Below are 13,551 nucleotides of genomic sequence, written 5' to 3'. Positions count from 1 at the left end.
GCAACATGTTAGCACTTACCTCTTTTGGTGATTTTATCACAATTATAGTACATATGTTCTCGTTTGTACACAAGTGATGCTGATTCATCTCCCCCTTATTGAAGAGGGAGTCTTCTCAGCCTTAACGATAAACTGGCCGCCCGGCTTTAAGACGGAGTGAATTTCTTCAAGCAGCCGTTCTCTCCATTGCTCCGTAAAGTTATAAAATGGCAAGCCGCTGATGACGGCGTCAAGCTGGGGGATTCCGTTCCTCTCCAGCTCCTGCCGCATGTGCGCAGCGTCGGGACAGCATATCGCTTCCGGGTAATGCTGCCCGAGCTTGCTGCGCAGCAGCGGGTCTTGTTCGAACAATAACGTAACCGCCCGCCCGCGGTTCGCTTGCCGAATGAACCTTGTGACCGCTCCCGTTCCCGCTCCTAATTCAGCCACGGCCTTGACTTCGTCCCATGCAATCGGGGATACGAGCTTGGAAGCAAGAAACCGGGAGCTGGGCGTAACGCTTCCGATTTGTTTTGGAGAACGCATATATTTGTAGAAAAACAGCCATTTGTCCATCAATACTTGTTCAACCATAAATTCACTTTCCCCCATCTCGTGATATGGGCCGTACCGGCCTCGACGTTCCGCATAAGTCTCCCTAAGGATTGGCCTGACGGCTCGTAGCCGGAGCGAGGTCTACGCTTTCTTTTATGCCGTATCGCTCCCACCACCCGGATAACGGCGCCGGCGACCACCAGGCCCATTTTCCGAGAAGCCGCATGGTAGCTGGAACCAGAAGCCCCCGTACAATCGTTGCATCCACGACAATAGCGATGACCAATCCCACTCCGATCATTTTCATAAATGTAATTCCCGACAAAATAAATCCTCCGACGACGATGATCAGCAATAGCGCAGCGCTGGTAATAATGTTCGCCGTTCGCTGGACGCCTAGAGCGACGGACTCTACGGAATCCTTCGATTTCATCCATTCCTCGCGAATCCGGGAAAGCAGGAACACCTCGTAATCCATCGACAGGCCAAAAGCCACGGCCACGATCAGCACCGGGAAATTGACGTCTACCGCGCCGACCGGGACGAAATGCAGCAGCCCCGCGAGATAGCCGTCCTGAAAAATAAGCTTGATCGCACCGAACGAGGCCGAAAGCGAAAGCAGATTCATGACAACGGATTTCAGCGGCAAGACGACCGAGCCGAAGGCCATGAACAGTACGATGAAGGAAACGACCGCCACGAAAAGGGCCATCCACGGCAGCCTGCTGCCGATCATGTTGACAATGTCCACACGCGAGGCGGGCATCCCTGTAAAGTATGCTTCCGCCCCGGGAGGAGGTGTCTGTGCGCGCAGCTCCTCTACCATCCCCATGGCCTCGCGGGATTGAGGGTTCATCGAATAACCGAGCGTGAGCCGCACCAGCTTTCCTTGTGCCCCTGTCACGGCAGCACTGTCAACGCCGCGGACGGCATCCAACCGGCGGGCATAGTCCTGCAAGGCAGACTTAGCGTCCGGTGAATCCGGGGATTGTGGCATGGCGACTACGACGCTCATGATTTTGGCCGGATCTTTGCGGAAATTGGTCTCCAATTTCTCCGTCACCGTTCGGGCATCCGCGCCGACTGGCAGAACCCAGTCGCCCGGCCGGGCCCAGTTCACTCCCAGGAAAGGAGAGCCTAGAGCAAGAAGGAGGCAAACGATCGCCAAGGTGCCGAGGAACGGTCTGCGCATCACCGCGTGAGCTACGCGGTACCATCTGCCCGCAGGCGTGACTGTACCGGACTTTCGAAGCCTCGGCCAAGGGAGGCGCAAAGAATTGATCCGGTAGCCGGCGAAGCGCAGCAAGGCGGGAAGCAGCAGCAGCGTGCCGAGCACGGAAAACAACACAGCCGCCATGCCGCTGTAGCCCATGGAGCTTAAAAAACGCGAAGGAAACACGATCAAGCATGCCAGCGATACCGCCACCGTCAAACCGGAGAAGGCGACGGTTCGTCCTGCGGTAGCCATCGTTCGTTCGATAGATTCATCCACCGAATGGCCAAGAGCAAGCTCCTCGCGGAACCGGCTCACACAAAAAAGCGCGTAATCAATGGCAAGACCCAATCCCAACATGGTAATGACGTTAATCGAAAACGTGGAGACATCGACAAACGCGGTTAACGACCGCAATACGGCAAACGACCCGACAGCCGTCGCTATACCGATCACAAGCGGTAAGGCCGCAGCAACGGCGCTGCGAAAAATAATCACAAGCAGAAGCAGCAATAACGGGATCGATAACGATTCGGCAAGCGCAATATCTCTCCCCGTCTGCGCGTTCACCTGTTCGGTCATCGGCGTCAGTCCGCCGAACTTGACATCCAGCCCGTCGGCTTTGAACAAGTCCTTGATTGTTTTGAACTGCTGGACGCGGACCTGCTCATCGTTGGACGGAAGCTGAAAGGTGACGTAGGCGGCGTGCCGGTCTTTGGAGATGAACGCCTCATCACCGGTCGACCAATAGGACTGCAGCCGCATCACGGCTTCTGCGGGTACGGAAGCCAGCGCCCGCTGAATCGGCCCCGCAAACGAAGGATCGTCTATAGACAAGCTCGGATGCTCGTAAAGCACGACGACGTCAGCAACGTAACGCCCAAGGGGACCCGCAAGAAGCTCGTCGGCCTTAGTCGACTCGCTGTAGGGATCGTCAAAGCCTGCTCCTCCCGTAAGCCGGCTAAAAGCCCCGACTCCCCACACCGCCGAGCATACGACAAATACGATCATGACAAGGAGAACCCATCCCCGTTTTTTTGCAGCGAATCTGCCGTATTGGGCAAGTATGCTTCTTTTTTCCATCGTTACGACCACACTCTCTTCCATGACTGAATAAGGTTAACCAAAATATACAACAAAAAATAGACGAAGTAAACTATTTGAATTAATTTAGTTTAACTTAGTATTTTTAGTTAAAATGGTTTGCTTGGATTTTGAATGTGGTATACTGGGATAGTGATGCGAATAGGAGGTTCCCTTAGATGGACAAAGCGGATATCAAAAACAAGTATTTCGATAAAATCAAGCCTGTGCTGAGAAAAAACAGATTCAGCCAGATCAATATGGACGATATGGCCAGGCATATGGATATAAGCAAGGCGACACTGTATAAGTATTTTTCGTCCAAAGACGAGATTATTACCATGTTCGTCGAGCATTGCGTCGGCTATTTTACCTATGCCGAAACCGTGATGGCAGACGAAAGCCTGTCTTACGTCGAGCGATTTCAACGAACCTATGAGCATTCCTTGAAATCGGTCGTCTATATGCCCGACATTTTGCTGGAGGATTTGAAGGAAGCGTACCCGAATTTAGTGGACAGCCTTTATTTTGCGCAGCAGGAGCGGATTAACAGCCTGGAGCAATTTTTCAAAAGTGGAGCAGCCGACGGCGTATTTCTGCCGATCAATGCCAAGCTATTTTTAGTGCAGGACGATGCCGTGCTTCGGCGTATTATGGAGCCGTCGTTTACCATCCAATTCGACCTCACCTTAAAGAATGCGCTCATGGATTTTTATCAGATGAAAAAGCATCAATTGATTGTTCCAAGCAAGCTGGAAACCGTCAACGATGCTTACGTCGAAAAGCAAATATCGCAAATTCTTTATCAGATCTCTTAGTGTTGTATGTAGACATGACGCGGTGGAAGCAGGGAGAACTCCTCCCCGCTTCCTGCAAACAAGAATGATAATTTCCTCAGTTATTCGGCTCCTGTCCTTGAATCATCAGCATTGGCGTATACAATATCCAACAATCCGATCCACTTATGAGCGTAACAACATTTCTTAGGATTAGGTATATTACGAGTCCGTAATCTCCTTGAATACACTAATATGTCAAGTTGTTCTTTTTCATAAAAATCGACTAAACCATTCGTTTAAGACCGCATCTTATCGAACGAGCTTTCTTGTCATATCGGGGGCAAAACCCAAAATGATAGTTAATGTGCCTCCAATACATGTGTGGATTATTCATGTACTTTCCATTGGCATTCCGTTATCTTCATCTCGCTAAAAACAGATTTAAATGAAGAATTTTCAGGACTACATGCATAAATCCCCAGTTGGATTTCTCCTTTTCCTTCAAACAAATGAAAAATACGCATTTGTTTATATTCGATGCCATCATACGAATTCTCGATGCTGAAATCACTCTCACGACGGCTAACTCTGTAAAACATACTTTTAATATTAGAATCAATATCTGTAGTCGCCCAATCTGAAAATCCATGGTTCGTAACAACGCTTCCTAATCGTTGATACTCTTCATTTTCATACTCAATTGAAGCCTTGAACCAATTATCACTGTTCTGGTAAATAATGACGCCACACTGATCAAAACGATGTTTGCTATCAAACTCTGTTCTGACTACGAAAGAAAAGTATGGTTCATTGATCTTGAATAACAAAGCTGGAGCGTTATCGTTTCTAAAACCGTAGTATGTACGCTGCCAGAAGTCCGTGCCAGGGTCAGTTGTAATAATAACCTCATCTTCCCGAACAGAATAACTCACGGGTTCATTTAACCAATATAATTTGTTCGCATCGTATCTCATTAAACGTCCCTCCAGAACTTTTTCCCAGCTATTTAAACAATTGTTGCACAGTAGCCCGTTTCTTTTCCTTTTTCAATTGCCTGGATATACCCATCAAAGTAATAGGGTATCTCATCTTCTTTTCCATTTTGAATTCTGCTTCTAACTTTTTCGAATGCCATTATTGAAATTGAAAATTCCGGCTCGCCGGTAACTAAAACAGGTTGTTCTCTTTCTTGTAACCAGTAATACTTTCCGCCATAATTCCTTCTTGCTACTTCGAAAATATAACATCCAGCCATAGAGGAGACAGAATCCAAAATATTATCATCTAATTCAAAGCCACCTAATTCTTCAAGAATATCGTCTACGTTTCGTAGGCTATCTACACTAAAATCAAAATTCCCTTTATCAGAAAAGTTCTTTGTGAAGCTTTCCGCCGTTAAAATAATATCTTGTTCTAAACTACTTTGCATAAATCTCACTCCGCTTTACGTGTATTTGTTAGTTAATATTCGTCAAAATCAAAACTTATCTCTACACTATCCCCATTGATAAAAATCTAAAACAAAAACTTCATCTTCACCTTTAGGAGGATTCGTTGTTAGTTGATATACCCTGAGATTTGAACCTATTACCTAAAGATGGCAAGTCTCCCCTTAGCCTTTTCACGAACTTCTTCATCTCTATCTTCCGCAATTGTAAAACTGAATGAGTTGCTTTTTTGTTCAATGCAATCCTCATCCTGACAGAAGAATCACTATCCACAGCCAGTTTAAGTTGATCAGTTCTCCATAAAACATACCCCCTCGAAACTAAGTAATTTCTTACGTAAAATATATCATAAACCACGGTATATAGCTGCTCGTTAGCGCAACAAAGCTGCGTTCAACGCGGCAGCCTTGTTTCCAAGCAAGCTGGAAACCGTCGACGATGCTTACGTAGAGAAGCAAATATCGCAAATTCTTTATCAGATCTCTTAGTCTTGCATGAACACAGCGGAAGCAGGGAGAACCCCTCCCCGCTTCCTGCAAGCAAGAATGATAATTTCCTCCATTAGTCGGCCCTTGTCATTCGATCATCAGTATTGGCGTTAACAATATCCATGAATCCGATCCCCGCAGTCTGCATTAAAATATGAGCGGCTTTATCCAACCCCGTTGCCTCGTAAAAATATCTTCTCGCTTGATCGGTCTCGGATAGAGCCTCATACATCCTTCGCATGGCATGCAACCGTCGATGCTCCTCATAAATGTCAACGCAAGCCTTGATGATTTTCTTTTGTTCCGTATCCTTAGTCAATTATAATAGTCAACTTTTTGATCATTTTCGTTAACTTTGCTATCATGAAGACAAAGGGAGGGAAAAAGGCTTGATCATCAATAAATTAAGCGAAATCATGGGGCGTAAACGTCTGAAAATATCCGACGTAGTGGATGGTACGGGCCTTGCCCGTAATACGGTGACCGAACTTTATCACGGCCGCGCAAAAAGAATTGACCTTGAGACATTAGACAAGCTCTGCTTATATTTGAATGTTAGTGTCGGCGAGATATTTGAGCATGAAGGCGAAAGAAAAAAGTCCTTGCCAGCGGATTAAGCGGGCAGGGACTCTTTCTCATACATAACACTTCCCCACTCCAACCAAAGACCATCGGCGGCCCCTTCTCTTTTGGTTGGAAGGAGCTGGACGCAAAACGGCAGGAGGCAGAACAGGCCGGAGACGGCACTGCAGCAGGCCGATTATATTCATTGGTTGGCGAATGAGCTAAGGAAGGTGTCCGGGCAACTGGAGCAATAGTAAAAACCCCCGTCACATAGCGACGGGGGAAAGCAAGTTCTTAGCCCGATTTTTTAGATTGCTTCGAAACCATGTCCAATACAAATGCAGCAATTAAAACCATAATGAATATGCTGCCCATTATCACTCTTCCTTGATAAACCTGTTGAAAGAGCAAAATTCCCATGAGAATGAAAGAAGCAACAATGTAAGGGACGTTTACCGAAAACCTTTTGAGCAAGAATCTTAGGAACAGAAGCCCCAAAATCGCATACCCCAGCATCATGCATAACATGATCACTGTGACCGAGAATATCACCTTGTCACCCCCATTTAAAAGGGATTAATTGGACGAAATTACAAAGTATGCTGCATAGTGTATGTTTATCGTAACACCATTCCCATTATTTTTCAAGCTTATGTCATTGGCAACAATGTGAGCACCAGTTGAAATTACAATTGAGATGGCCCGTACAAGCTGCGTCGGCGGGGTTGGGATGAGTCCAGAAATTGCAGCAGCGGCAGCTATCGTAGTACCGGCATTCCTCAAGTTAAAAGCGAGTTGTTACGATTCCTGATCGGTCAAAGTTAACGCGTAACCCCACCAATAAAATTGCCGTAAGCCGTTGGGGAAATCTGGGGAGCGCTTGGATTAAATGCAAGGGTCATCTCAGAAAACGGCTAAAAATCAGTCAATAATATGAATTCCCGGTATTACCATTAATAGCGAACGCACTTCACTCAAAGGCAAGCCGCTTTCCTTGGCCAGCACACTGGCATCACCAAACGTAGCGACACATTCCCGATCCTCATCCGTAAAAATATCCAAATTCAGGCCGATCTTTTTCGGCCATGATCGTGAGTTCACAAAATCCCGTGCTTCCGCCGGATTAGATAAGCAAAAGCATGGCCATTTGGGAATATGAATCCCCTTCATGTCACAATTTAACAAACGGCACCCGTGCATTCGCGCAGATGAAAAATCACACTCGGATACGGATGATCTGTTTATGTCATCCCAGTCGCCAAAATCGCAGCCCAAATAATTGCCCGTAAACCTGACATGCGAGAAATGTGCGCCCCGAAAGTGAAAGTCCTTCAAAGCTCGCTTCTGATGGAAAATCCCTCCGTGCATCCTCAGTCCGACAATAGTCAAGCCTTTCGTATCAGCCTCCGAAATTACGGTGCAATCGTGCATCTCCAGGTTCGGACCCAAAAAACTTACCTGATTTCGCTCAAGCTCAATCGTTTGGCTTGAAAGCACTTGATTCTTCATTTTCTCACCTTTGCCCCCATTACCTCTAAATTAATACAACCGCTTCGTGTAGCTCTCCTGCAGCATTTGATCTACCTCATCCGCCGTAATCTCCATTCTGCCCTTGACATGGGCGGCGAGGATCTGCGCAGGGGACGGACGGTCGCCCTCCGGCAGCCAGGAGTCCGGCTTCCACAGCCCCGACCGCTTGAACGCTTTGGCACAGTGCATGTAGCACTCCTCCACCTCGACGCCGATGCCGACCAGCGGCTCCCGTCCGTTGACGGCGGTCAGCTTGAGCAGCTCCGGGTCGCGGGTGATACAGGCTTTCCCGTTCACCCGGAACGTTTCTTCCAAACCGGGGATGATGAAAATTAGACCGATATGCGGATTGGCGATAATGTTATGAATCGTGTCCATCCGGCGATTGCCGGGGCGCTCCGGGATGAACAAATGCCGGTCGTCCAGCACATGCACGAACCCCGGAGCATCGCCGCGCGGCGAGACGTCGCAATGTCCCTCGGCGTCAGCCGTCGCGACGGCGACAAACGGCGCTTTGGCAATAAACGCTTTGGCGTGAGCATCAAGCGCGTGGATGACTTTGTCCTTCACCAGCTTGCTCGGTGCTCCTCCCAAGACCGGAAGCAAGACTTCCAGCTGCTCTTCCGTCGTGATCCGCTCCCGAAATACTTGCTCCATACCGATCACCCTCGTTTCCAGAAATGTAAGCTCATTGTAACATGTTCCGGCAAACGAGGGCGACCCCTCCGATGACACTCAGCCGGTCGTAAACCCGACCCTGGACGATTTTTGATCGGAATGCCACAGCTGGGTGCGGCCTTTGCCAAGCTCCGTATTCATCTCGCGCACAAGCTGCTCCACATCAACGGTATGCTCGTAATGCTTGCGCAGCGCCGCCGACACATACAGCTCGCCGAGCTGCGCGAAGGTGAATCCTTCCGTCGCTCTCGCCGCCACCGCCACCGCTTCGTCGTCGAGAAGCTCGTGCAGCCGCTTCAGCAGCAGATAGCTGCGCCGCTGCTCTTCGTCCGGCAGCTTGATTTCGTAGGCCCGGTCGAAACGGCCCGCACGGTTCATCAGCGCCGGGTCGATTTTCTCCGGATAGTTCGTCGTGCCGATCAGGAAAATGCCTTCCTTCGAGGTCGCCCCGTCGAGCGTATTCAGAAAATACGACCGCGCCGACTCCGGCATGGAATCGATATCTTCGATCACGAGCACCATCGGGGCCATGCGGACGGCCGCCTCGAACACCTCCTGGATCGAGTCGCTGGTCGTGTACTCGGTAATGTGCCAATAAGCGACCGGCGCGTCCACACTGCCCGCGATCGATTTGACCAAGGTCGTTTTGCCGTTACCCGGCTTGCCATACAGCAGAATGCCCCGTTTGTAGGGGAGGCCGTACGTTTGGAAAAAGTGCCGATCCTGCGCAAAAAACTCGTCGATGGAGCGGTAAATTTCCGTTTTCACGCCTTCGTTCATCACCACTTCGTCGCGCCTTACACCGCGTGTCAATGATTCGCGCTCGCGGTCCAGCCCGTCGCGGGTATCCTTGAATACGGTCACCTGCTCCCGGTCGTACTGCCGCTGCCGACGGGACATGTCGGTCAAGAACTCGGCCAAGCCCGCGTCGGATTCGGCCCATATGAAATCCTCGCAGGAAATGCCATGCTCCCGGAACATCGGTACCCGCGCCATGGCCACCCGGAATCGCGGGTAGACGAACACGTTGTTGCGCAGCGACGGGAACATGCGCGGGCCTTCCCCTTCCATCGCGTCTCCGAACGTGAACGTGCGCGCCTCTACCGTATCGAAGACGGCGCAAAGCCGCTCGACCTCGGGATTGGCCGCCTGGATGTCGCGCTCCAATTGATCCCAAAGATCTTGCCCGTAATCTTCTTGGACATATAGCTGAAAACGGGCCCGGTATTGACCCTCCAGCCGGGCTTGAATCGACTGAATGACGAAGGCGTAATCGCCGTATTCGACGATATCGAGGCCCGGCAGTCCGTCGCCGGAAGCGGTAATGATCGGCTGCGGATGATTTGCTTTTTCATTTATTTTAATAACAGAACTCATAGTAGAACTATTTCCTCGTTTCATTTTTTTTGACTAATTCGATTTTAAACGCCCTTAATGCTCGCCAGCGGCTTGCATTTGGCAACGACGGACGCGAGTCCGGCTCCGACCACGCTCTCGATGATCTGATCGACGTCTTTGTACGCCTGCGGCGATTCGTCGATGATCGACTCCAGCACGCGCTGGTTGACGACGATTTCGTCCGCCGTCCCGACGCGCAGCGACGATTCGAACTGATCGACGGTCACGAGCCGCTTCGTCGCGCTGCGCGAGCGAATCCGGCCGGCGCCGTGGCAGATCGAGTAATAGTTGCGCTCCCCGCCCGGCTGACCGACCATCAAATACGACGAGGTGCCCATGGACCCGGGAATCAAGGCCGGATGACCGGTCGCCAGATACGGCTCCGGATTGTCCGGATGCTGCGCCGGCAGCGCCCGCGTCGCCCCTTTGCGGTGTACGAATAAAGGCGTGCCGCCATGCGTTTCTTCCCAGGCGTAATTGTGCATCAGATCGTACAGCGTCGTCATTTCGAACTTCGAGCCGCAGACGTCCCGGAACGCTTCCCGGATGGCGTATGCGATCAGGTGCCGGTTCGTCACGGCATAATTCAGCGCGGAATACATCAGATGAACGTAAGCCTCAGCGGCTTCGCTGTCCAGCGGGGCAAAGATCAGCCGCGGATCGGCCGTTCCCGTCCCTGTGCGGCGCATCCATTTGCCGATCTCGGAGCCGCCGTACTGGCTGACCGCGCCGCCCCAAGCCCGCGAGCCGGAGTGGATCATGACGACGATCTGGCCGTCGCGCAGTCCCCATTTTTCGGCGATGGCGCGGTTGTCCTCGTGAATCTCAATCGCCTGAATTTCGGCAAAATGGTTCCCGCTCCCCAGCGTCCCAAGCTGCCGATGGGACCGGTGCCAGTACATTTCCGGCAAACGATCCAAGTGCGACTCGTCAAAAGCGAACTTGCTGTGCTCGACATGCGTGAGTGACGTCGCTTTTTTCGGCGTGTAGCCGTCTGGAATGTACTTTTTGGGGAGACCGTGAAGCCCTTTGCGCAGCACGTGCTCCAGCCGAATGTCCGAGAAGTGCCCGCGGGCATGCTCTTCGGCAGGAAGCAGCTTTTCAATCGCCTTGACCAGCTTGCGCCGCAGCTTCACCTCCTGCAGATCGTCCCGATGCAGATTCGTCAGGTGAACGCGCATCCCGCAGCCGATATCGCTGCCGACAATCGACGGGGAGACGTAGCCGTTCTCGGCTTCCCACACCGCCGTCGTGCCGATACACGTGCCGACGCCCACGTGCACGTCCGGCGTATAGCTCATGTAGAGCCGATTCGGAATTTGCAGATTGTTGTTGGCCATGTCGAACACTTTGTAATCCAGCGCTTCGAATAGCCCGTCTCCGGCAAAAACGTGCAGGTCGCCCGCCGGCAGCTGCACCTTGCGGTAATATTTTTCGTTTGGTTGTTGATCGTTGTAAGTAAACATAAATGATGTCAAACTTCCTTCCTGTTTCTCCGATTCCGGTAAAAATGAATGCAAAAAGACCGTAAGCCATAAGCCTACGGTCGTCATGTCACGCTTCTATGCGTACGATGGCATGGAGCAGCTCACAGCTCACTGCGCTGCACTTCATGCCGTTTGTATCGATGCAAACGAAGGACCCTGCCGGAACGTACATGGAACGAACGTGCCGGGGGTTGCTCTCGCTTACGTCGGGCCCGTAGAGGCCGATGGAACGAATTCCGGTATGCGATTGTCGCTCAAACGGTCGGACAACAAAACATCTTGGCGGATCATGTGGATCGGCCTCCTTTCTCCATTTAAGATACGGTTATCATAAACGCGGAAGGTAAACTTTGTCAATCATAAAACAAAAACTATTTTTTCGTTTATATTTGTTTTTTCTATTGCATGCCGCCATCGTCCCATCGCCGCGAAGCTACTTTCGCAAATGATAAGGCACCGTCGTGATAACGACGTCTTTGTTCCTAAAGAACCAAGATCGGAGAAGCAGCGCGCTTTGATTGTGCAAAATATGATGCCACCACCGTCTCGGAATAAACTGGGGAAGGATCAAATGAATATGGTCCGGATGGCCCTCCTTGTCCTCCAGTTGGCCGATATATTGGGAAATCGGCGAGAGCAGGGAACGAAACTCTCCCCGGAGCGTAACCAAAGGAAAGGGATTGCCCCACTCCTCCCATTTTTTCTTCATCCTCTCAATCGATTCCTCGTCAAATCCGACGAACAGCGCCGTGACATCGGTATTCAAGCTTTTGGCAAAAGAAATAGTATGGTACACGACACGGTGCACGCCGGAAACCAGAACGATCGTCCGCACGCGGTGAGCCTGCGGCTTCATCCGGGAAGGATCGATTCTCAGCTCCTCTGCGACTTGGTTGTAATGACGGCGAACGGCGACCGAAAACAAAATAATGACGGGGAGCACGATCAACACGATCCAGGCCCCGTCCACAAATTTCGTAACGGCGAAAATTATGGCGACAATCGCGGTAACGACCGTCCCGACCCCGTTGATCGCAAGCTTTGTTTTCCACAGCCGCCCTTTGACCTTCATCCAGCGCATACATAGGCCGAATTGCGCAATCGTAAACGATAGAAATACCCCGATGGCATACAGAGGAATCAAGGCGTTGGTCTGCGCGTGGAAAATTTCGATCAAAATAATGGCGACCCCGGCCAGCAAAATAATGCCGTTCGAGTAGCCCAGCCGGTCTCCACGGTTTGTCAGCGCCCGAGGCAAAAAGCCGTCGCTCGCCACAAGCGCCGATAGCTGCGGAAATCCCGTAAACGTGGAATTCGCGGCCAGAATCAAGACGACAAACGTCGACCAAATGATGATTTGGTACAGCGGTCCTTTTCCAAAATAGCTTTGGGCAAGCTGCGACAGCATCGTATTGGCAGGGTTAACCGCAATCCCCTTAACATACAGATGGTACGCAAAGCCCAGCAGCGTAACGGCCGTTATCGCCCCCAAGGCCAGATACGTTTTGACGGCGCTTCTTTGTTTCGGGTCCCGGAAGATGGGAACCGCATTGGAAATCGTTTCGATCCCCGTCAAAGCAGAGCAGGCGGAGCTGAAAGCTTTGAGCACCAGCAGCAGCGTCAGCCCTTCGGGAACGGTGCCGAAGCTCGGCGTCTGGGGCTGGACGAAGCCGTGGCGGAATTCGTCGAGGAACCCGGCGGCAATCAGCCAAAGCATGCATCCCATAAAAAAGAACGTCGGCCAAGCGAAAATCGTCGCGGATTCCGCCACGCCCCGCAAATTCACCAACAGAAGCACAACCACGCATAAAACGGCAAGCGCCGTCTTGTAGGGCCCGATGGCGGGATACGCCGAGGCTACGGCTTGAACGGCCGCAGAGACGGATACGGCGACGGTCAAAATATAATCGACCAGCAAGGAGGCGGAGGCGACGAGGGAAGGCAGCGGTCGTTTAAAATTATCCTTCGCGATCGCGTAAGCGCCGCCTCCGTTCGGATAAGCGAGAACTCCCATAATATACGAGACGATCAAAATAGCGAGCAGAATGACCGTCGAGACCGTAATCGGGAGAATAATCCATCTGGCATCCGGTCCGAGTCCGGCAAGCTCCGTAATTCCGGATTCCGGGCCGTACGAAACGGACGAATATAAATCTGCCGACAGGATCGGCAGCGCCAGGATCCAGAACAGCTTGTTGTGCTGGGCATGCAGCTCCTTCAGGCGCATCGGGCGGCCGATAATGATCCGTTTAATGCTGATGAAATTCGAGACGGAAGACCACATGGTTACGATCACAATGGCGATAATGACCGCTTCGATGGCCAGAGAATGATGAATCATGCTGCCCC

General features: G+C 51.1%; 11 protein-coding genes. 2 read left to right on the top strand and 9 right to left on the bottom strand.

All coding sequences use genetic code 11. The features are described 5' to 3' along the window. Nucleotides 1–84: 84 nt before the first annotated feature. The gene (locus PEL01S_RS27100; protein ID WP_231884976.1) at nucleotides 85–573 is read right to left on the bottom strand and encodes a class I SAM-dependent methyltransferase; all 489 of its coding nucleotides are present in this window, start codon (nucleotides 571–573) and stop codon (nucleotides 85–87) included. Nucleotides 574–637: 64 nt separating this feature from the next. Beyond that, a complete protein-coding gene (locus PEL01S_RS27095) occupies nucleotides 638–2,758 on the bottom strand; it encodes an MMPL family transporter (RefSeq protein ID WP_239551564.1) in 2,121 nt (706 codons plus the stop codon). A gap of 251 nt (nucleotides 2,759–3,009) precedes the next feature. On the opposite strand from PEL01S_RS27095, the gene PEL01S_RS27090 reads away from it, so the two are divergent. Beyond that, the gene (locus PEL01S_RS27090) at nucleotides 3,010–3,648 is read left to right on the top strand and encodes a TetR/AcrR family transcriptional regulator (RefSeq protein ID WP_063186936.1); all 639 of its coding nucleotides are present in this window, start codon (nucleotides 3,010–3,012) and stop codon (nucleotides 3,646–3,648) included. Between the two features lie 347 nt (nucleotides 3,649–3,995). On the opposite strand, the gene PEL01S_RS27085 is transcribed toward PEL01S_RS27090, so the two are convergent. Then, nucleotides 3,996–4,583 carry a DUF1349 domain-containing protein gene (locus tag PEL01S_RS27085; RefSeq protein ID WP_063186934.1) on the bottom strand — a complete coding sequence of 196 codons (588 nt, stop codon included), beginning with the start codon at nucleotides 4,581–4,583 and terminating at the stop codon, nucleotides 3,996–3,998. A 32-nt stretch (nucleotides 4,584–4,615) separates the two neighbouring features. Further along, nucleotides 4,616–5,038, bottom strand: coding sequence for a hypothetical protein (locus tag PEL01S_RS27080; RefSeq protein WP_063186933.1), 423 nt, complete (start codon nucleotides 5,036–5,038; stop codon nucleotides 4,616–4,618). Nucleotides 5,039–5,934: 896 nt separating this feature from the next. On the opposite strand from PEL01S_RS27080, the gene PEL01S_RS27070 reads away from it, so the two are divergent. Beyond that, nucleotides 5,935–6,162, top strand: coding sequence for a helix-turn-helix domain-containing protein (locus PEL01S_RS27070; protein WP_063186931.1), 228 nt, complete (start codon nucleotides 5,935–5,937; stop codon nucleotides 6,160–6,162). 868 nt (nucleotides 6,163–7,030) lie between these two features. Here PEL01S_RS27070 and PEL01S_RS27060 read toward each other — a convergent pair. The 5 genes from PEL01S_RS27060 to kimA form a co-directional block, all read right to left on the bottom strand. Next, nucleotides 7,031–7,618, bottom strand: a complete 588-nt coding sequence (locus PEL01S_RS27060) for a pentapeptide repeat-containing protein (protein WP_063186929.1) — start codon at nucleotides 7,616–7,618, stop codon at nucleotides 7,031–7,033. Between the two features lie 30 nt (nucleotides 7,619–7,648). Then, nucleotides 7,649–8,296: a pyridoxamine 5'-phosphate oxidase family protein gene (locus tag PEL01S_RS27055; protein ID WP_063186927.1), complete on the bottom strand. Its 648-nt coding sequence runs from the start codon at nucleotides 8,294–8,296 to the stop codon at nucleotides 7,649–7,651. Nucleotides 8,297–8,374: 78 nt separating this feature from the next. After that, nucleotides 8,375–9,694 (bottom strand): AAA family ATPase, encoded by a 1,320-nt coding sequence (locus PEL01S_RS27050; protein ID WP_127462462.1) that lies wholly within the window; start codon nucleotides 9,692–9,694, stop codon nucleotides 8,375–8,377. Nucleotides 9,695–9,738: 44 nt separating this feature from the next. Next, the gene (locus tag PEL01S_RS27045; protein WP_127462461.1) at nucleotides 9,739–11,181 is read right to left on the bottom strand and encodes an RtcB family protein; all 1,443 of its coding nucleotides are present in this window, start codon (nucleotides 11,179–11,181) and stop codon (nucleotides 9,739–9,741) included. Nucleotides 11,182–11,635: 454 nt separating this feature from the next. Then, nucleotides 11,636–13,543 (bottom strand): potassium transporter KimA, encoded by a 1,908-nt coding sequence (kimA, locus tag PEL01S_RS27040; protein WP_127462460.1) that lies wholly within the window; start codon nucleotides 13,541–13,543, stop codon nucleotides 11,636–11,638. Between the last annotated feature and the right edge of the window lie 8 nt (nucleotides 13,544–13,551).

It is taken from the genome of Paenibacillus elgii NBRC 100335 (genome assembly GCF_004000865.1).
Classification (GTDB): Bacteria; Bacillota; Bacilli; order Paenibacillales; family NBRC-103111; genus Paenibacillus_G; species Paenibacillus_G elgii.
The sequence above is the reverse complement of the archived record's forward strand: the minus strand, read 5'-3'. Positions and strand labels throughout refer to the sequence as shown.